The organism is Novosphingobium sp. (genome assembly GCF_040398825.1).
Classification (GTDB): Bacteria; Pseudomonadota; Alphaproteobacteria; order Sphingomonadales; family Sphingomonadaceae; genus Novosphingobium.
The window spans coordinates 258,285-277,014 of record NZ_JBBATI010000001.1 but is presented as its reverse complement, the minus strand read 5'-3'; the positions used below and the strand labels follow the sequence as shown (position 1 = coordinate 277,014).

Below are 18,730 nucleotides of genomic sequence, written 5' to 3'. Positions count from 1 at the left end.
GGTCAAGCGAGCTCAGCACGTGCGCAGCGCCTCTTCCAGTGCGGCGCGCCATTGCGCCGGGCCCTGTTCAACCCCGCCGCCGGCGGTTTCCACGCGCACCGCGCCGCGGTCCATCAGCGGATCGGGATCGCAATGCCACGATTCGGGAAGGCGCCCGTGTATCAATGCCAGATCTTCGGGATGCAGGCGGATCACGCGGTCATCGCCGGCGCGGGCAAACATCGCGGCGGCGGCCGCCACCCGGCGTGCCAGCCCTTCCGGCACACAGGCCGCATCGGCCAGCACGCTCTGGCACAGCGCCAGCACGGTTTGTTTCAGCCGTTCGGCTAGCGCCGCACTTGCTTCGTCGTCCAGTCGCAGCAGCGCGGTTGTGATGTGTGCGCGCGCGGCATCATCGGCTTCGGCCCGGGCGCGCGCGGCGTCGGCGCCGGCGGCCAGGCCTTCGGCAAATCCACGGGCATAGGCATCGCGCAACGGATCGGGCGCCGTATCGTCGCCACCGCCGGCATGCCGGCCAAAGCGGTGGTCGCGCGCAAACCCGCCGCTGCGCCCCGCGCCCAGTGCCGCCAGCGATGCGCTGCGCGCCGCTGTTGCGCCATCAGACATAATCATCGTCGCCCGCGCCGAACACGATCACGCCATCGGCGGCCAACCGCCGCGCGGCGGTCACCATGGCCTTTTGCGCCTCCAGCACTTCGGCCATCTTCATGCGGCCGCGCGCGCCGATTTCATCGCGCACACCATCGGCGGCACGCGCCGACATGGCGCGGAAAAACACCTCACGGCTGGCTTCGGGTGTGCCTTTCAGCGCGCCGATCAGCGTATCGCTGTCCACTTCGCGCAGCAGCGCACCCATCGATTTGTCATCCAGCGCGAACAGATGATCGAATTTGAACATCTCGTTTTCGATGGCGCGGGCCAGCGCTTTGTCCTGTTTGGCGATTTCGGGCATGACGCGGCGTTCGACCGTGCGGGCGGCGGCGTTGATGATGTCGGCCGCTTCCTGCACGCCGCCCATGGTGAGCGCGGCGTGGCCGTGGCATTCGGTAATCCGCCGCGCCAGCATGTCTTCCAGCATGGCCAGCGCATCGGGCGAAACCGGGCCAAGCGTGGCCACCCGCTGCACCACTTGCGGCTGAATGTCTTCGGGCAGGCCATGCAACACACCGGCCGCGACATCGGCATCCAGTTGCACCAGCAGCACTGCGATCGCCTGCGGGTGTTCGTCGCGCACCAGCGGGGTCAGCACTTGCGGCGTCAGCCAGCGCGCCAGATCGAGCGAACTGGTGCGGTATTCGGGCGCGATGCGCTGCATCAGGCTGTCGGTTTTTACCGCGCCGATCGCGCGCGTCATCATCGTGCGCACCTGGCCCACGCGGTCGGGCACGATCAGGCCCATACGTTCGGTCTTTTCCACAAACCGCGCCACCGCATCGGCGATCGCGGGTGGGCGGATTTCGCCCAGCGCGCACATCTCTTCGCCCATCCGCCGCAATTGCGCCGGGTCCAGCTGGCCCAGCAGCGCGGCGGCCTGATCATCGTCCAGCAGCATGATCATCACCGCGGCGCGCGCGGCATCGCTGGTGGCGGCATCAGTGCCGGCGGGATCGGTATCGCTCATCGGGTTGGCTCCGCTTCGGTTTCACCCAGCATCTGGCGCAGCGCGGCGGCGGCGGTGTCGGGCTTTTCGCGCACCAGCCGCTGCGCCAGGCCGACCTGCTGGCCCAGCAAGGCCGGATCGACGGCGGCGGGTGCGGCCGCCGGGGTGGCGGCACGGCGCGCGGGGTCTTCGTTCGCCGGGTCGTCGCTGTCGGCGGCGGGGGCCGGCGGCGGCGCGGGGTCGCGCTTCAACGCCTTGATCAGCGGGCGCACCCCCAGCAGCAGCGTCAGCAGCACCGCCAGCAGCGCGACACCATTGCGCACCGCCATGGCAAACCACGGGGTTTCCCAGAACTTGGGGGTTTCGATCGGCGTGATCTGAAAATTGCGCATGACCACCGCAATCTGGTCGCCGCGCGCTGGATCGGCGCCAACCGCGGCGCTGACCAGCTGTTTGATCTGGTCGATCTCGCCGGGTTTGGCCTTGGCCATGGCTGCGGTGCTCAGCGCGACAGCCACCGACAGGCGGCGAATCTTGCCCGGCCCGGCATTGGTCACCGCCACTTCGCGCCCCAGTTCATAGGTCTTGGTGGATGAACTGTCGGTGCTGGTCGGGCTGGGGCCGGGTGCGGCGGGTGAACTGTTGCCGGTGGGCGGGCCGGGTGATGCCGCCGCTGCGGGCGGCGGGGTGTTGGACAGCACCCCGGGCACGCCGCTGGCGCCGCCGCCGGGTGCGCTTTGCGATGCGGTTTGCGTTTCGCTGCGCACCGCGCCCGCCTTGTCATAACTTTCGCGCGCGCTGGTCTGCTGATCCATGTTGAGATCGACCTGGATCTCGCTGGAAAAATTGCCCGCGCCCAGCATCGGCGTCAGCAGCGTTTCGATCTGGCTGTGCAGCTTTTCTTCCAGCCGCGCCTGCATCTCGATCCGGTCGGCATCGCCCGGCTGGCCGCTCGACAGCAAGTGCCCCTGCTGGTCGATCACCTTGACCGCGTCGATCGACAGGCCTGGCACCGATCCCGCCACCAGATTGACAATTGCGGTCACCTGACTGGCGGCGATCTGGCGGCCCTTGGCCAGTTTCAGCATCACCGACGCGGTGGGCGGGGCAGTGTCGCGCACAAATGCCGATTTTTTCGGTTCGGCCAGATGGACGCGCACCGCCTCCACCCCGTCGATCTGCATGATCGTCAATTCCAGCTCACGCTCGCGCGCGGCCTGCAACCGCTGGCCTTCGACCGTGCGGCTGGCGCCCAGCGGCAGCTTGTCGATCATCTGTTCGCCGGTTTCGGGGGTGGCCAGCGTGCCGTCGGCGGCGGCGACCATCCGCGCCTTGTACAGATCGTCCTCGCCCACGCTGATCGCGCCGGTCTGGTTGTTGATGGTGTAACGGATCGATGCCTTGTCCAGCGCGGCGACCACGCTGGCGCGTTCGCTGTCGTTGAGCGAAGTGTATAGAATGCGTTGCGGCGCGGGCGCCATTTCCAGCCACAGCAGTGCGGCCATGCCGGCGGCGGTGACCCCGCCAAACCACGGCAGCGCACGGCGCACCGGGGGTTGCGCGATAAACCGCCCCAGCCGCGCCGGCACGCTGCCGCCACTGGACAGCGGTGCCAACAAGGACGGCGACGCAGAGCCGACGGGAACGAGATCGGCCATGGTGAATTACATCCCCAGCTTCATGATGTCGGAATAGGCGGACAGCAGCTTGTTGCGCACTTGCAGCGTGGCTTCGAACGCCACGCTCGATTGCTGGCGCGCCAGCATGACTTGCGCGATGTCGGTCACTTGCCCGGTTTCGTACCCGGTGGTCACCGTTTCGGCATGGGACTGCGCCTGGTTGACCTGGTCCAGTGCCGATTTCAGCGCGCCGGTGAATGATCCGCCCGGCGGCGCGGCACCGGTGGCACTGGTCGATGCGGTATCCCCGGTGCGGACGGTTTGCAGGACCTGGCTTTTGTCGATGATCTGCTGGCGCAGCGCCATGATCTCGCGCAAGCCTGCGCCTGCACCCAGCCCGCCAATGCCCGATGGCCCGCTCATCGCCGGCCACCGGCCACGGCGATGCCGGCGTCACGGAACGATGCCAGCCGATAGCGAAGGGTGCGCTCGCTGATACCCAGCTGGCGCGCGGCCACGGTGCGGCTGCCGCCACAGGCCTCCAGCGTGGCCAGGATCGCGCGCGCCTCTGACAATTGCACAATGTTCGACAGGCGTGCGGCGTCGCGCTGTCCGCCGCCGTTCACCGTCATCACCGGGTCGGCCGTGGCGACATCACCCGCCACGCGGACGGCGCGGTCGAACACGATGTGCTGCGGGCCGATTTCGCCAGTCGCCGCGCCGATCGTGGTCCCGGCCAGCAGCAGCGCCCGGCGCACGACATTTTCCAGCTCGCGCACATTGCCGGGCCAGGTGTGCGCGGCCAGCATGGTCAGCGCGGCATCGCCGATCCACGGCACATCGGCCATTTGCGGCACATGGCGCAGCATCATCGCGAACGCCAGCGGGGCAATATCGTCGGGCCGTTCGCACAGCGGGCGCAGCATCAGCGGAAAAACATTGAGCCGGTAATAAAGGTCGGCGCGAAACCGGCCTTCATCCACTTCGGTCGGCAGATCGCGGTTCGCGCACGCGATCACCCGCACATCGACCTTGATCGGCTGGGTCGCGCCCAGCGGCACCACTTCGCGTTCCTGCAGCGCGCGCAACAGCTTTGCCTGCAACGACAGCGGCATTTCGGCGATTTCATCCAACAGCAGCGTGCCGCCGTCCGCCGCGCGGAAAAATCCTTCGGCAGCGGCATTGGCGCCCGTGAAGGCGCCCTTCTGGTGGCCGAACAGCATCGCTTCCAGCATGGATTCGGGCATCGCCGCGCAATTGATGGCGATAAACGGCTTGGCGGCACGGGCCGAACGGTCGTGGATGAACCGGCTCAACACTTCCTTGCCGGTGCCGGTGGGGCCATTGATCAGCACCGGAATGTCGCTCGCGGCGATCCGCTCGGCCAGTGCCAACACCGACAGGCTTTCCGGGTCGGCGGCGATCGGGCTGCCCGCCGGCATGGCGCAGGCGATCAGCGCGGCCAGCGTGGCCGTGCCGGCGCCATCGCTATAGTTCAGGCGGAACCGGTCGCCATGGCCGCGGCGGATCAGCGGCGCGGCGGCGCCATCGCGGGTCAGCCGGATCGTCCGGGCCAGCGGCAGCGGGATCGGCGTCTGTTCTTCACCATCGAGCAGAAACACCGGCGTCGCCAGCCGCGTCGCGCCCATGATGGCCGTCGCGCGGGCCACCAGCGGGGCATGTGCTGCCCGTGCCGCGTCCGAAATCTGCAATCCGTTTGAATCGCGCTTCATGAAGTGTTGCCCCGTTTTAACCATATTGGTCTGAGGGCTTTGTCGCGCGAAAACGGCAAAGGGACCGGTAATTTAAGGCCCGGGGAACGCCTAAGGGTCAGCCCCTAGGGCCGGCAATTTGCGGCCGGGGCGGGGCTTAATCCCGGCAGGGTTTTGCCGGTCTTTGCCGCAAGAGCCGGACTGCCTGACCGCTGCCCGGCCTTTGACAGACATTCACAGGTTACCCCAGGAGAACGCCCATGACCGCAATCAACACCAACATTTCGGCCCTGATGGCTGCCAACGCGTCGAACTCGGCCTCGCTGATGACGGCAAAGTCGATGCAGCAGTTGTCGACCGGCCGCCGCATCAACAGCGCCGCCGATGATGCAGCGGGTCTGGCGATCAGCAACACCATGACATCGCAGATCAACGGCATGACCCAGGCCGTGCACAACGCCAACGATGGCATGTCGCTGGCGCAGACCGCCGGTGGCGGGCTGACCGAAGTGACCAACATGCTGCAGCGTATCCGTGAACTGGCGGTGCAGTCATCGTCGGGCACCTATCAGTCGTCGGACCGCACCTCGATGCAGTCGGAAGTGTCGAACCTGACGCAGCAAATCTCGTCGATCCTGACCACCACCAAATTCAATGGCACCGCGGTGTTTGCGGTGACATCGGGCACGCCGGCGGTCAACGGATCACAGGATGCCCAGTTCACCATCCAGACCGGCGCCAACAACGGCGATTCGGTTACCATCGATTCGATCGCCTTTGACGGGTCAAAGATGTTCGGGGTGACCAGCGGCACCGGCAACACGGCCTACAGCGCCACCGCCACCACCCAGGCGCTGGATGTCACCACCCAGGCCAACGCGGCCACGACCATCACCAATGTCGACAGCGCGATTGCCAGCGTCAACAGCACCAGCGCCTCGCTGGGTGCGGCGCAGAACCGCCTGACCTCGGTCGTCAACAACCTCAACACCAACATCACCAACCTGGCGTCTGCGCGCAGCCAGATCCAGGATACCGATTATTCGGCCACCACCACCCAGCTGGCAAAATCGCAGATCCTGTCGCAGGCATCGACCGCCATGCTGGCGCAGGCGAACCAGAGCCAGCAGAGCGTATTGTCGCTGCTGAAGTAACGCGCTGATCAACAATGCCGCCCGCGTGCCATGCGTCTCCACCGCATGGCGCGCAAGGGCCGGCAACCGCGTCAAAAACTCATGCCCCGTCGTCCGTCTCCACCGGTCAGCGGGGCATTTTTTTGGCGGCGTCGCCAGGCTGCCCCCGTGCGGCGTTAACCGTCTGGTAAATTATTGAAATATTTTGCGAAAAGCGGCAAATAATTGCCACCCCGGTGCTTAAAACCGGCAACAATTTGCCGCTTTAGCGTGTGGCGGCCCCATCGTTCTGAACCGGTGCGGGCGGTCGATCTGGTAATATTCTTTACCCTGGAGACCACAGATGACAGCTATCAACACCAATATATCGGCGTTGCAGGCGGCGCATGCGTCGAACAACGCGTCGATGATGACCGCCAAGGCGATGCAGCAATTGTCGACCGGTCAGCGCATCAACAGCGCTGCCGACGACGCGGCCGGCCTGGCCATCACCAACACCATGACTTCGCAGATCAAGGGCATGGGCCAGGCGGTGCACAACGCCAACGACGGTATGGCGCTGGCGCAGACCGCCGGCGGCGGCCTGAACGAAGTGACCAACATGCTGCAGCGCATCCGCGAACTGGCGGTGCAGTCATCGTCGGGCACCTATCAGGCGTCGGACCGCACCTCGATGCAGTCGGAAGTGTCAAACCTGACGCAGCAGATCTCGTCGATCCTGACCACCACCAAGTTCAACGGCACCGCCGTGTTTGCGGTGACATCGGGCACGCCGGCGGCCAACGGGTCGCAGGATGCCAGCTTTACTATCCAGACCGGCGCCAACAACGGGGATTCGGTCACGATCGATTCGATCGCCTTTGACGGGTCAAAGATGTTCGGTGCGACCAGCGGTACCGGCAACACATCGTACAGTGCGGCAACCGGTTCCGTCCAGGCGCTCGATGTGTCCACCCAGACCACGGCGGCGACCACGATTACCAATGTCGACAGCGCGATCGCCAGCGTGAACAGCACCAGCGCCTCGCTGGGTGCGGCGCAGAACCGCCTGACCTCGGTGGTGAACAACCTCAACACCAACATCACCAACCTGTCATCGGCACGCAGCCAGATCCAGGACACCGACTATTCGGCGACCACCACGCAGCTGGCGAAATCGCAGATCCTGTCACAGGCATCGACCGCGATGCTCGCGCAGGCGAACCAGAGCCAGCAGAACGTGCTGTCGCTGCTGAAGTAATGTCTGTGTGATGTCCCCCCTCCCCTTCAGGGGAGGGGCCGGGGGTGGGGCCTATCGGAAGGCTCGGCGCATGGGGTTAGGCCCCACCCCAACCCCTCCCCTGAAGGGGAGGGGCTTTAAAGCCGCTCCAACCTTGCGCAAAAGCGCCCGGCGATCACGCGATCGCCGGGCGTTGTTGTCTGGCCCTCGTTTCGCCCAGCAGCAGAACCTCGATCCTGCCATCCGCGCGGATGCTGTGCACCAGCAGATAGATCGACAGGAACAGCATACCGCCAAAGAACGCGACGACGGACAGCACCAGCCCGCCGGGGCTGAACCGGTGTCGCCACGCGACCCACAGCGCCGACAGCCCCAGAAAGCCGGTGAAATCCAGGTTGAACTGCCCTGGCCAGGCCATCAGCGCCAGATCGCCCAGAAACACCGGCAGCAGGTTCATGCCGTGATGGGCGATGGTGACGGACGTATAAGTGGCGATCGCAAACAGGCAGATGGCCAGATAAATGCGCAGCGGTGTCATGGGCAAGGCTCCTGGCCGGTCAGGCCGAACGGTGGGTTTCAAGATACAGGCAACGCGCCAGCATCGCGGAAAAGCCGATGCAGCCGGTGCACAGGATCAGCGCCAGCCACGGCCAGCGGTGCATGCCCGCAGCGTGCGCGCGCGGCAGGATCAGCGCCCAGCCGATGCCGATGGCGATCAGCAGGTCAAACCACACCTGATTGCCCCAGGCGTTCTGCGTGTGGTTGGCCCAGAAACCGAACGGGCCTTCGATTGCGACCGTAAAAATCGACCAGCCCGCAAACAGCCCGCAGACAGTGCCGGGCACCAGCCAGCTGTGGATCGGGCGCAGGCCGGTGACCATCGCGGCAATCACCAGCACGACAACCGCGACGGCCGGGGCGAATTGGTATAGCGAAGCAGGCATCCGCGACTCCTTGTAGCAGCTGCTACACGGTAGCGAAATGTAATGAGTGCTACAAGACCGAAATGGCTATCAAGACCGAACAACGCGACATGGTGGTGGAACGGCTGGCCAGCCATCTGCTGGAACACGGCCTGGCACGCACGACCTTGCGCGAACTGGCCGCCGCGGCCGGGGTCAGCGACCGCATGCTGATGTACTATTTCCGCGACAAGGCAGAGGTCATGGCCGCCACCGTGGCGGAGATCGGGCAGCGGCTGATTGTCGCGCTCAATGCTGCGATCCCGGCGGATACGGCTTTGTCACCGGCCATGCTGGCGCGCCACGCGGCAGAGGTCACCACCCGGCCCGCGCTGAAACCCTATATGCGGTTCTGGATCGAAGTCGTGGCCGCCGCGGGGCGCCGAGAGGAACCCTTTGTCACCATCGCCGCGCTGATGATGACCGGCTTTCGCGACTGGATCGAACCACGCCTGGACTTGCCCGCGGGACCGGATCGGCAGGCCGCCGCGCTGGGCGTTATCGCCATCTGCGACGGGCTTGCCCTGATCGACATCTGTTCCGGCGGGGCGGCTGCCGATCTGGCGCGATCGGCACTGCCGCTGGCTGCCGGTTGACCGCGTGGAGCGGGATGATGCGTGTTTGAACAGGCTTGAGCCCCGCCCCTCAGGGGAGGGGTTGGGGAGGGGTGTCCAGCGCCTGCATTGTCGCGCGCCGTCCGCAGCGCCGGACACCCCTTCCCAACCCTTCCCCTGAGGGGAAGGGCTTTTGATGCCGTGTATTGCGTTGCCAAGCGGAAGTTCTGCGCGACGCTCGCGTTTAAGCTCATCTCGCTGAGCGTCTTAGCCGGGCCGGGGAATGACAAAGACCGGGTCGTTTCCACCCGTTCAGCCCATGTCCCATCATCAGCGAAAATTGCCCACCCCCGCTCAATCCATCAGCAGGATCGACATCCGGCGGTTGCGCGGGTCGGCGGGGTCGCCGGTGATCAGCGGTTCCTGCGCGGCGACGCCTTCGATGCGGCGGAAGCGCGCTTCGGCTACACCAAACCGCATCAGCGCCTGGCGGGTGGATTCGGCGCGGCCCGCAGATAGCGACCAGTTGTTGGCGACGTCGCCCGGCCGCCATTGCAGGCTGTCGGTATGGCCGCGCACAGTCAATCCGTTGGGTTCGGGCGCGATCGCCTGGGCAATCGCCTGGATCAGCAGCGTGGCCTGCGGGGACAGGATGGTGGTGCCCAGCCGGAACATCGAAAAATCCGAATCGTCCATCAGGTCCAGCCGGATGCCTTCGGGTGTCATCGTCATGCGCACCTGTTTGGCCAGCTTGGCCAGGCTCTGGCTGGCGGCCAGTTTCTGTTGCAACCGTTGCTGCAGCGTGGCGGTGCGTTTGGCCTTTGATCCGCCGTCCTTGGCGCCGCCGGTGGCGTCGCGCGGGATGGTCATGGTCTTGGTGCCGGTCTGCCCGGCGTGAAACGGATAATTGTCCACGTCGGTCAGCGATGAACCGCCCAGCAGGCCGTATGACCCGGCACTGCCCTGGCGCGTTTTCACCAGCGTGGGGGTGAAATAATCGGCAATGCCCTTGCGCTGTTTTTCGGTGGTCGCGCCCAGCAGCCACATCAGCAGAAAGAACGCCATCATCGCAGTGACAAAGTCGGCATAGGCGACCTTCCACGCGCCGCCGTGATGCCCGCCGGCGACCACGGTGATCTTTTTGACGATGATCGGGCGGGGGGGCTCTTTTCCCTTGGGGGCCTTGGCCATGACTGCTTACCGCCCGCGCAGTGCGTCGAGCAGTTCTGACAGCCCGGGGCGGAACGCATGCCCCAGCCCCGATCGCGCGCTTTCCACCACCAGCGGTTGCGGCCAGCCGTGCAGTGATGCGACGATTACCTGCTTGACCGCCTGAAAGATCATCTCATCCTGATCGAGCACCTGTTTCAGCCGCCCGGCCAGCGGTGCGACAATGCCATAGGCCAGCAGCACGCCCATGAACGTGCCGACCAGCGCCGAACCGATCATCGCGCCCAGGATCGATGGCGGCTTGTCGATCGATCCCATGGTTTTCACCACGCCCAGCACGGCGGCGACAATCCCCAGCGCGGGCAGCGCATCGGCCAGCCCGGTCAGCGCGTGGTGCGCTTCGGATTGTTCGTGGAAATGGGTTTTCATGCCGTGGTCCATCACATCCTCGACCGCGTGCACCTCCAGCGTGCCCGATGACACCACGATCAGCGTCAGCGTGTCGCAGATCAGCGCCACCAGCGCGGAATTGGCCACGATCTTGGGAAATTCGGCAAACAGCGGCGAATTTTTGGGATCGGTGACATGGCTTTCCAGCGCCACCGGCCCATCGCTGCGCAGGATTTTCATCAGCCGCGTGCACAGCACGATGGCGTCGACATGGTCCTGTTTCGAATGTTTCGGGCCTTTGAACACTTTGGCCAGACCGCCGCCCAGGCCTTTCAGTTCATGCAGCGAATTGCCGGTGATCGTCGCGCCCAGCGCGGCGCCGCCGATGATCAGCATTTCGTGCGGGATCGCCTCCATCACCGGGCCAAGCGCGCCACCGGTGATGGCAAACCCGCCAAACACCATGACCAGCAGAACAACTATGCCAATACCCGCAAACATGACGAACGACGCTCCTTAAACGCGGGGTGGCTCAGTTGGTGCCGATGATGTTGAACAGCGACAGTCCCGACAATCGTACAAAGCACGACTGGCTGGCCTGCAGCGCGGTGGTCAATTGCTGCAGCTTGATCGCCGCTTTTGACACGTCGGTATCGCCGACTTGCGATTCCTCGGTCGCGCGCGCGGTGCTCTGCGCGGTCTGGTTTTCCATGCTGAGCGCAATCCACGCTTCGCGCGATCCGACCACGGTCTGTGCGGTGGTGGTGGCATCCAGCCCGTTGGCCAGCGTGGTCAATCCGTCCTGCGCGGCGGTTTGCGCGGCTGCGCCGCCGGCCTTCAGCGCGGTTGCCAGTGCGCCCAGCGCATCGATCAGGTTGGTGGCATTGCCGTGCGCGTCGGTGATATTCAGCACTTCGGGCCCGGTCATGCTCGATTGCACGGTCTGCCCGCCACCGATCGGCAGCGCCTGCGACGTGGCCGCGCCGACATAGCTTAGATTGCCGGCGGCATCGCGGGCATAGGCATTGCCCTTTACCCCGCCGCCGAACAGCGCATTGCCATTGCTGTCGCGGCTGTTGGCCAGGTTGAACAGATCGCCCTGGATCTGCGCCAGCTGCGTGCCGATCGACGCGCGTTCCTTGTCCGACACGGTGCCGGTGGCGGCCTGGTTGGTCAGCGTGCGGGCCTGGTTGATGTCGTTGATCATCTGGCCCATCACCGAATCTGCCAGTTGCAGATTGGCGGTGGCCTTGTTGGCAGACGCGGTATCGACCGTGGCCTGGCTGTCCTGCAACTGCAGCATGCGCATCTGCGCCGCCGCCGCCGGGGCCTGCGAGGCAGAGGTAAACTGGTTGCCGCTGCTGATCGATGTGCTGATCGCGCTGGCCTGGCTTTGCAGCGATGCCAGCTGTTCGGCGGCGGTGGCGTAAAAATTGCTGGTGCTGGTCGTGCCGATGATCGTCATGGTGGTGACCTTGTTGGTGCGGGTCGCAAAAATCAGTGAAGGTTGAGGATGCTGGTGAAAATGTCGTGGGCGACCTGCATGACCTTGCCGGATGCCTGAAACGCCTGCTGAAATTTCACCAGGTTGACCGCTTCGGCATTCAGATCGACGCCGGCCTCTGCCGACAGGCTGGATGCCGCCGCGCCCGACAGCGTGCGCAGCGTGGCCTGCGTGGTTTTTGCGCTTTGCACCGCGCCCGAAATATCGGTCAGCAGGCTGTTCATCGTGCCCGACGGGTCGATCAGGGTCAGCGCATTGTTCAGCCCGATCAGATTGGTGGTATCGGCGCTGGCCGCGCCCGACCCCGCGGTGGCGGTGGCAATCGCGCTGCCGCTGCTGGTGGTCATCACCATTGTCGCGGCGGTGGTGCCGGCAAACAGCGCCGCTCCGGTGGTCCCGGCCAGATTGACCCCGGCGGCCTGCCGGGTGTTGACCGTGGTGACGATCCCTGTGGCCAGCGTATCCAGGTTGGTGCTGATCTGGTCGAGCTTTACCAGCGCGGCCTGGTTTCCGGCCAGAGTACCGCCGCTCAAACTGACCGGCGCGGTGCCGATCGCCAGTGCCATCGTGCCATTGGCATTGGTGGTCGATGCCAGCGTGTTGGCGGTCACGCCCGATACCAGCGGCGGTCCGCTCACCCCGCCCAGATTGACATTGGCGCTGCCGTCGGGGTTGATCGTGGTCGCCAGATTGGCGAACTGGCCGATCTGGTTCAGCAGGCTGTCGCGCTGGTCCATCAGATTGGCGCGGTCGCCGGTGGTCACATTGCTGGCGGCCGTGGCACTGCCGGCCGATGCCGACATCCGGTTGTTGATGCTGGCCAGTTGCGTGGCCAGCGTGTTGACCTGCGCCAGCCCCTGGCCCAGTTCGACCTGCAGCCCGGTGCGCGTGGCCGACATGCCCTGCCCGGCGATCTGGAATGCCGATGCCATCGTCGTGCCCGACTGGATCACCCCGGCGCGCAGCGATGTGGCGGTGGGATTCTGGTTGAGCGCGGTCAGTGCGTTCTGAAAATTGCCGATTGCGGTGAACACGCCCGAATTTTCCACCGCGGATTCGATATCGGTCAGGCCGGCAACGGTACTGTTGGCGCGTGCGGTGTCGGATGCGGTGCGGCGGGCCTCCGCCTCCAGAAACGTGTCGGCGTTGCGGGTGATGCCGGTGACCGTGACGCCCGACAGCGACAGGTCGTTGGCCACGCTCCAGCTGCTGGCCGATGCCACCTCAACCGTGTTGGCGCTGCGCCGGACATAGCCGTCGGTTGACGCATTGGTGATGTTCTGGCCGGTCAGGTTCAGCGCGACTTCGGCCGCCATCGCCCCGCTGGCGCCAATCGACAACAGGTTGCTGGTCATGGGCGGGGGCCCTTTTGTGCTGCGGCTGGCGTGTTGCTGCCGGTCAGCTGCGCCTCAATCTGCCGTGACAGGCCGATCGCGCCGCTGCGCGCGGTCAGGTCGGCAAAGCGTTCGTCGCGCATGCTGTTGAACGTTTCATTGCCCTGATCGTTGCCCCACGGCGTGTCACCCACACTGGCAGCGCGCGCGGTGGTCAGCATTTCGCGCACAAAGATCGCCTCAAACGCCTGTGCCGCCTGGTGCAGGCGGGCACGGTCGGTGGTTGGGGCGGGCGCCTGCGTGGCGGGCGCCATTGTCGCGGGAACTGGGGCGGACGTGATCGTGGTCATAGCACTTCCATCTCCGCCTTCAGCGATCCCGCCTGTTTCAGCGCCTCCAGAATGGCGACCAGGTCCGACGGGCTGACCCCCAGTTTGTTCAGCGCGTCGACCAGTGAGGCGAGCGAGGCGCCGGGTTTGAACAGCGCGACATGCGCGTCGCCCTCGTTCAGCGTGATCTTGCTGTTGGGGGTGACGGCGGTGCGGCCCCCGCTGAACGCGCCCGGTTGCGACACCTGGGGTTTTTCATCGATCCGCACCACCAGCCGGCCATGGCTGATCGCCGCGGGCGACAGGCGCACCGCGCTGTTGATCACCACGGTGCCGGTGCGGCTGTTGACGATCACTTTGGCGGCGCTTTCTCCGGGCGTGACATCGATCATTTCGATATCGGCCATCTGGCTGGCGCGGTGATCGGCGCCGGTGGTCAGCCGCAGCGCCAATGTCATGCCGTCTTCGACCGAGGCGGTCTGCGGAAATCTGGTGTTGATGGCATCGCGCACGCGTGACGCGGTCAGGAAATCGGCCTGAAACAGGTTCCAGCGCAGCGTGTCGCCATGGTCAAATCCGCTGTCGACCGCGCGTTCCACTGTCGCCCCGTCGGCGATCCGGCCGACGGTCGGAACGTTCACGGTCAGCTGCGATCCGTCCTTGGCAGTGATGCCCAGCCCGCCAACCGCCAGGTTGCCCTGCGCCATGGCATAGATCTGGCCATCGGCGCCATACAGCGGCGTCATGATCAGCGCGCCGCCGCGCAAAGCCTTGGCCTTGCCGATCGTGCTGACGGTGACATCGATGCGCTGGCCCGGTTTGGAAAACGCCGGCAGGTCGGCCGTGACCAGCACTGCTGCGGCGTTTTTCAGCCCCGGCGACACCCCGGGCGGCAATTGCAGCCCCAGCCGGCCCGATACACCGCGCATCGCCTGCGTCACATATTCCAGCGTGTCATCGCCGGTGCCGGGCAGGCCGACGACGATGCCATAACCGGTCAGCTGGTTCGATCGCACGCCCTGAAACGCGCCCAGATCGCGCACCCGGTCGGCGCGCGCGGGCGGGGCCAGCATGCATGCCAGCACCATGCCAATCACCAGCAGCGCGATGCGCGGCAGGGTGGTGGCAACAGGGCGAAAAAGCGCGTTCATGGCTGGTGTCCCGCAGGCTGGATCAAAAGGGATTCACGATGCTGAAGAATTTCGACAGCCAGCCTTCGCGGCTGGCGCGGCCGATCGATCCGTTGCCGGTATAGACCACCCGCGCATCGGCCACCTGGCCCGATCGCACGGTGTTGTTCTGGTCGATATCGGCGATGCGGACGATGCCCGAAATCTGCACCCATTCTTTCCCCTGGCTTAACAACAGGCGCTTTTCCCCTTTGACAAACACGGTGCCGTTGCGGCGCAGTTCGGCGATGGTCACCGAGATTTCGCCACCAAGCTGGCTTTTCTGCGATGCATCGCCTTGACCGTTGAACGACGCCGTGCCCGCAGCATTAAGGGCACTGGGGTTGATTGCGAATGGCCCGGCCTTGGGCGGGGTCACGCTGAAGCTGCCGCTTTTCCCGGTTTTGCCGATCGCCTGTTTGGATGTGCTGAGGTTTTCGACCAGGTTGATGGTCAACAGATCGCCCACCATATGCGCGCGCGGCCCTTCGACCAGCGCGGCGTAACCGGCGTTCACGTTGAAAATGGCGCCGGCCGAGGGCGGCATCGCGGGTGCGGTCGGCAGCGTCGGTTCAAACCCTTTTTGCGGGCGCGATGCTTGTGCCGGCGCGGGCAGCATCAGCGCCACCAGCGCCAGCAAGCGCAGCCAGGGTGTGCGATAAGGCCGACCTGCGGCGCGCGCGGCGGCACGATCAAACGGGGTGTCGATCATCATGTCAGGTTCTGGTTTGCGTTTTTCAGCATTTCATCGACCGCGCTGACCATTTTGGAATTGATCTCATAGGCGCGCTGGCATTCGATCATGTCGACCAGTTCGCTCACCACGCTGACATTCGATGCCTCAAGATAGCCCTGGCGGACGGTGCCATGCCCGGCCGCCCCGGGCGCGCCCACTTGCGGTGCGCCGCTGCCGCCGGTCTCCATATAGAAATTGTCCGATGCGGCCTGCAGCGCGGATGGATTGGCAAAGGTCGCGGTGGTGATCTGGCCCAGCGTGGTCGATGCCGATGTGCCCGGCAGCAGCGCCGATACCGTGCCGTCGGGCGCCACGGTGATCGACCCGGCACCCTGCGGTACGGTAATCTGTGGCTGCACCGGATAGCCCTGCGCGGTCACCAGCAGCCCTTCGGATGACGTGGTGAAATTGCCCGCGCGGGTATAGCCGGTCTGCCCGTCGGGCATGGTTACCTGGAAATAGCCTTCGCCGCTCATCGCCAGATCCAGCGCATTGCCGGTCGATTGCAGTGTGCCTTGCGCCATGTCGGTGCTGGTCGCCTGCAGCGCCACCCCGGTGCCCAGGTTCAGCCCGGTGGCATAGGCGGTCTGGCCCGATGACTGTTGCCCGGCGACGCGCGCATCCTGATAGGCCAGCGTGGCGAAATTGGCGCGGTCGCGTTTGAACCCGGTGGTGCTGACGTTGGCCAGGTTGTTGGAAATGACGCGCATGCGCGTGTCCTGGGCCTGTAGCCCGGTGCGCGCGACGTAAAGGGCAGATGACGGCATGGTCGGTTGCTCCGCAAAGGGTAAATATGGGTGGTCAGGTCATTCGAAGCTGCACTGACGTGCAGACAGACCACCCGCCCCGCCTCGCGAGCCCGACCACCAACGATACCATCAGGATATGGTGGTCGGGTGGGGAGGCGGGGCGGGTGGTCTGTGTCGCGCCCTGCGCGACATGGTTCAAAAGCAGGCTCAGGCGGGCAGGCCCAGCAGCGCAGTGGATTTTTCATCGTTGTCCTTGGCGGTCGAAACCACGCGCGCGCGCATGTCGAACAGGCGCTGTGCCGCCACCATGTCGACCAGCACTTGCGTCGGATTGACGTTGGATTTTTCCAGCGATCCGGGAATGACTTTGGCCGCATCATCGGTGGGCAGAACTCCGCCGCCGGCCACGCGGAACAGCCCGTCCAGCCCCTTTTCCACATCCGACCCTGTCATGGCCGCCAGTTTCAGCCGGCCGATCGGTTGCGGTGCCGCGCCGGCCTGCGCCGGATCGCCCGCCAGCACGGTGCCATCGGGCGCAATTTTCAGCGCGGCGCCCGGCGGCACGGTGATCGGGCCGGTGTCCGACAGCACCGGCAGGGCATCGCCATTGACCAGCGTGCCATTGGCATCCACGCTCAGATCGCCGCGGCGGGTATAGGCCTCGTCGCCGTTGCCCGCCTGCACCGCCAGCATGGTGTCGCCAGTCAATGCCACGTCGAGTGGATTGCCGGTCTGCATCACGTCGCCTTGCCGCGTGCTGGCGCCACGCACCTGGGCGTCGGTCATCGCCCGCGCCTCCAGCCCCGGGCCTTTGATGGTGGTCGGGGTGGTGGTCAGCAATTCGGCGCGAAACCCGGTGGTCTGGGCATTGGCCATGTTGTTGGCGATGACGCGTTGCTGCACCATCGATGCCGACAGGCCCGAATAGGCCGTGAAAATCAGGCGATCCATCGGTTATGTCCTGGATTAGCTGTGCAGGTTGATCACGGCCTGGTTGATCGCTGTGTTGGCATCGATCGCCTTGGCATTGGCCTGGAAATACTGTTGCGCGGTGATCAGGTTGACCATTTCCGACGACAGATCGACATTCGATGCCTCCAGCGCGCCCGACAGCAGGCCGCCGTACTGGCTGGTGTTCGGCTGGCCATAGCTGGCCGTGCCGGACAGGCCGGTGGCGTGGTAATCGGCCGATCCGATCTGTTGCAGCCCGGTCGGTGATGCAAACGATGCCAGCGCCACCGTGCCCACCACGCTGCTGGTGCCATCGGCGTACGACGCGTTGACCCGGCCATTGGCCGCCACGGTGATGCCCGAAAACAGCGCGCCCGCCGCGTTGGCCGCCGGAACCACCGCATCGGTCGGCGTGGTGGAGGTGACCGCGCCGGCGGCGCTGGTCGGCAGGATCTGCATGCGGTTGCCATTGGCATCAACGATATAGCTGTTGCCGGTGGCCACCGCCGCGGTCGAATCAAGCGAAAAGTTGCCATTGCGGGTAAACGCGATCTGGCTGGTGATGGGCGATTTCACCGCGAAAAAGCCATCGCCGCTGACCGCCAGATCCAGCGCAGAGCCGGTCTGCTGAATCGCGCCCTGGCTGAAATTCTGGGTGATCGACGACACCGTCGACCCGATCCCGACGATTTCCTTGGGGTTGGAATAGGCGCTGGCGGCAACCAGGTTGGCAAATTGCGCATCGCTTTTCTTGAACCCGGTGGTCTGGGCATTGGCGATGTTGTTGCCGATCACGCTGAGATCGGTGTGGGCGTTTTCCAGCCCGCTGAGCGAAGTGTAATAGGACATGGCCGGGGGACTTTCGTTGAAAAAGGTGTGTGAAACAGGTGCTGCGCGGTCAGCCGACCTTGATTGGCACGCCGGTCAATTTGCTGATCTGGTCCGAAATCGTGGTCAGATTGGTGTTGGTCTGGTTCTGCGCCGACAGCGTTGAAAACTGCGCCAGCTGCGCCAGCATCTGGGTGTTGTCGACCGGGTTGGTCGGGTCCTGGTTCGCCAGCTGGGTGGTCAGCAGTTTCAGGAAATCGGTCTCGTTCAGATTGTTGTAGGGGCTGGCGACTTTGCCGGCGGTGCTGGCCGTGGCTGCGGCGCTGGTGGCGGTTATGCTGGTCATGATGTTTTCATCCTCAGGGTATCCATCGTCAGTTGCTTGGCGGTCTGCATCGCGCTGACCACGTTCTGGTATTGGCGCGACGCATCGGTGATCTCGATCATCTCGGCATTTTCATCGACGCCCGATTGCCAGACATCGCCGTTGCCATCGGCCAGCGGATTGTCGGGATCATGAATTTGCACCGGGCTCGCGCCGGATTGGTACACGCCCTGCACTTTGACCGATGCGATGCCGGTGCGGGTGTCGAGCACGGTGGCAAACACCGGGCGCATCGCGCGATAGGCGCCCTGCGCGCTGCCCGCGACGGTGCCGGCATTGGCCAGGTTCGATGCCGCCGCGTTCATCCGCACCAATTGTGCCGACATCGCGCGGGCCGATGCATCGAACAGCGTCATGGGATGGGCGGAGTTACCGGATGACATGCG

The 18,730-nt window shown here is 65.1% G+C and carries 22 protein-coding genes; 3 read left to right on the top strand and 19 right to left on the bottom strand.

Going from position 1 to position 18,730, the window contains the following annotated elements:
- Nucleotides 1-12: 12 nt before the first annotated feature.
- The 5 genes from ABWP89_RS01250 to ABWP89_RS01230 are packed head-to-tail and all read right to left on the bottom strand — an operon-like array spanning nucleotide 13 to nucleotide 4,952.
- Nucleotides 13-606 carry a FliH/SctL family protein gene (locus tag ABWP89_RS01250; RefSeq protein ID WP_353226613.1) on the bottom strand — a complete coding sequence of 198 codons (594 nt, stop codon included), beginning with the start codon at nucleotides 604-606 and terminating at the stop codon, nucleotides 13-15.
- Nucleotides 599-1,621: a flagellar motor switch protein FliG gene (locus ABWP89_RS01245; protein WP_353226612.1), complete on the bottom strand. Its 1,023-nt coding sequence runs from the start codon at nucleotides 1,619-1,621 to the stop codon at nucleotides 599-601. Before ABWP89_RS01245 ends, ABWP89_RS01250 begins: the two co-directional genes overlap by 8 nt.
- Nucleotides 1,618-3,258, bottom strand: a complete 1,641-nt coding sequence (fliF, locus tag ABWP89_RS01240; protein WP_353226611.1) for a flagellar basal-body MS-ring/collar protein FliF — start codon at nucleotides 3,256-3,258, stop codon at nucleotides 1,618-1,620. The genes ABWP89_RS01245 and fliF overlap by 4 nt, the downstream gene beginning before the upstream one ends.
- Nucleotides 3,259-3,264: 6 nt before the next feature.
- Nucleotides 3,265-3,642 (bottom strand): flagellar hook-basal body complex protein FliE, encoded by a 378-nt coding sequence (gene fliE / locus ABWP89_RS01235; protein ID WP_353226610.1) that lies wholly within the window; start codon nucleotides 3,640-3,642, stop codon nucleotides 3,265-3,267.
- Entirely contained in the window at nucleotides 3,639-4,952 is a 1,314-nt protein-coding gene (locus ABWP89_RS01230) for a sigma-54 interaction domain-containing protein (protein WP_353226609.1), read from the bottom strand. The genes fliE and ABWP89_RS01230 overlap by 4 nt, the downstream gene beginning before the upstream one ends.
- A gap of 239 nt (nucleotides 4,953-5,191) precedes the next feature.
- Here ABWP89_RS01230 and ABWP89_RS01225 point away from each other — a divergent pair, with 239 nt between their 5' ends.
- Both ABWP89_RS01225 and ABWP89_RS01220 read left to right on the top strand, forming a co-directional pair.
- The gene (locus ABWP89_RS01225) at nucleotides 5,192-6,085 is read left to right on the top strand and encodes a flagellin N-terminal helical domain-containing protein (RefSeq protein ID WP_353226608.1); all 894 of its coding nucleotides are present in this window, start codon (nucleotides 5,192-5,194) and stop codon (nucleotides 6,083-6,085) included.
- Nucleotides 6,086-6,407: 322 nt separating this feature from the next.
- Nucleotides 6,408-7,304 carry a flagellin N-terminal helical domain-containing protein gene (locus tag ABWP89_RS01220; RefSeq protein ID WP_353226607.1) on the top strand — a complete coding sequence of 299 codons (897 nt, stop codon included), beginning with the start codon at nucleotides 6,408-6,410 and terminating at the stop codon, nucleotides 7,302-7,304.
- Between the two features lie 154 nt (nucleotides 7,305-7,458).
- Here ABWP89_RS01220 and ABWP89_RS01215 read toward each other — a convergent pair whose 3' ends face one another.
- Complete coding sequence (locus tag ABWP89_RS01215; protein ID WP_353226606.1) at nucleotides 7,459-7,821, bottom strand: hypothetical protein; 363 nt, start codon at nucleotides 7,819-7,821, stop codon at nucleotides 7,459-7,461.
- Between the two features lie 19 nt (nucleotides 7,822-7,840).
- Nucleotides 7,841-8,227: a hypothetical protein gene (locus ABWP89_RS01210; RefSeq protein WP_353226605.1), complete on the bottom strand. Its 387-nt coding sequence runs from the start codon at nucleotides 8,225-8,227 to the stop codon at nucleotides 7,841-7,843.
- Between the two features lie 62 nt (nucleotides 8,228-8,289).
- Here ABWP89_RS01210 and ABWP89_RS01205 point away from each other — a divergent pair, with 62 nt between their 5' ends.
- On the top strand, nucleotides 8,290-8,841 hold the full coding sequence (locus ABWP89_RS01205; protein WP_353226604.1) for a TetR/AcrR family transcriptional regulator: 552 nt from the start codon (nucleotides 8,290-8,292) through the stop codon (nucleotides 8,839-8,841).
- Nucleotides 8,842-9,153: 312 nt separating this feature from the next.
- Here ABWP89_RS01205 and ABWP89_RS01200 read toward each other — a convergent pair whose 3' ends face one another.
- From ABWP89_RS01200 to flgC, 12 genes are all read right to left on the bottom strand, one after another.
- Nucleotides 9,154-9,990 (bottom strand): flagellar motor protein MotB, encoded by an 837-nt coding sequence (locus ABWP89_RS01200; RefSeq protein ID WP_353226603.1) that lies wholly within the window; start codon nucleotides 9,988-9,990, stop codon nucleotides 9,154-9,156.
- Nucleotides 9,991-9,996: 6 nt separating this feature from the next.
- Nucleotides 9,997-10,860 carry a flagellar motor stator protein MotA gene (motA, locus tag ABWP89_RS01195; RefSeq protein WP_353226602.1) on the bottom strand — a complete coding sequence of 288 codons (864 nt, stop codon included), beginning with the start codon at nucleotides 10,858-10,860 and terminating at the stop codon, nucleotides 9,997-9,999.
- 31 nt (nucleotides 10,861-10,891) lie between these two features.
- Nucleotides 10,892-11,824, bottom strand: a complete 933-nt coding sequence (locus ABWP89_RS01190) for a flagellin N-terminal helical domain-containing protein (protein WP_353226601.1) — start codon at nucleotides 11,822-11,824, stop codon at nucleotides 10,892-10,894.
- 32 nt (nucleotides 11,825-11,856) lie between these two features.
- Nucleotides 11,857-13,218 carry a flagellar hook-associated protein FlgK gene (gene flgK / locus ABWP89_RS01185; protein ID WP_353226600.1) on the bottom strand — a complete coding sequence of 454 codons (1,362 nt, stop codon included), beginning with the start codon at nucleotides 13,216-13,218 and terminating at the stop codon, nucleotides 11,857-11,859.
- A complete protein-coding gene (locus ABWP89_RS01180; RefSeq protein WP_353226599.1) occupies nucleotides 13,215-13,547 on the bottom strand; it encodes a rod-binding protein in 333 nt (110 codons plus the stop codon). Before ABWP89_RS01180 ends, flgK begins: the two co-directional genes overlap by 4 nt.
- Nucleotides 13,544-14,614, bottom strand: a complete 1,071-nt coding sequence (locus tag ABWP89_RS01175) for a flagellar basal body P-ring protein FlgI (RefSeq protein WP_353226651.1) — start codon at nucleotides 14,612-14,614, stop codon at nucleotides 13,544-13,546. The genes ABWP89_RS01180 and ABWP89_RS01175 overlap by 4 nt, the downstream gene beginning before the upstream one ends.
- 85 nt (nucleotides 14,615-14,699) lie before the next feature.
- Nucleotides 14,700-15,410, bottom strand: coding sequence for a flagellar basal body L-ring protein FlgH (locus ABWP89_RS01170; protein WP_353226598.1), 711 nt, complete (start codon nucleotides 15,408-15,410; stop codon nucleotides 14,700-14,702).
- Nucleotides 15,407-16,198 carry a flagellar basal-body rod protein FlgG gene (gene flgG / locus ABWP89_RS01165; RefSeq protein ID WP_353226597.1) on the bottom strand — a complete coding sequence of 264 codons (792 nt, stop codon included), beginning with the start codon at nucleotides 16,196-16,198 and terminating at the stop codon, nucleotides 15,407-15,409. The genes ABWP89_RS01170 and flgG overlap by 4 nt, the downstream gene beginning before the upstream one ends.
- A 189-nt stretch (nucleotides 16,199-16,387) precedes the next feature.
- The gene (locus ABWP89_RS01160) at nucleotides 16,388-17,131 is read right to left on the bottom strand and encodes a flagellar basal body rod protein FlgF (RefSeq protein ID WP_353226596.1); all 744 of its coding nucleotides are present in this window, start codon (nucleotides 17,129-17,131) and stop codon (nucleotides 16,388-16,390) included.
- 15 nt (nucleotides 17,132-17,146) lie between these two features.
- Nucleotides 17,147-17,980 (bottom strand): flagellar hook-basal body protein, encoded by an 834-nt coding sequence (locus ABWP89_RS01155; protein WP_353226595.1) that lies wholly within the window; start codon nucleotides 17,978-17,980, stop codon nucleotides 17,147-17,149.
- Between the two features lie 49 nt (nucleotides 17,981-18,029).
- Nucleotides 18,030-18,305, bottom strand: a complete 276-nt coding sequence (locus ABWP89_RS01150) for a flagellar hook assembly protein FlgD (protein ID WP_353226594.1) — start codon at nucleotides 18,303-18,305, stop codon at nucleotides 18,030-18,032.
- Nucleotides 18,302-18,727, bottom strand: coding sequence for a flagellar basal body rod protein FlgC (flgC, locus tag ABWP89_RS01145; RefSeq protein ID WP_353226593.1), 426 nt, complete (start codon nucleotides 18,725-18,727; stop codon nucleotides 18,302-18,304). Before flgC ends, ABWP89_RS01150 begins: the two co-directional genes overlap by 4 nt.
- Nucleotides 18,728-18,730: the final 3 nt, after the last annotated feature.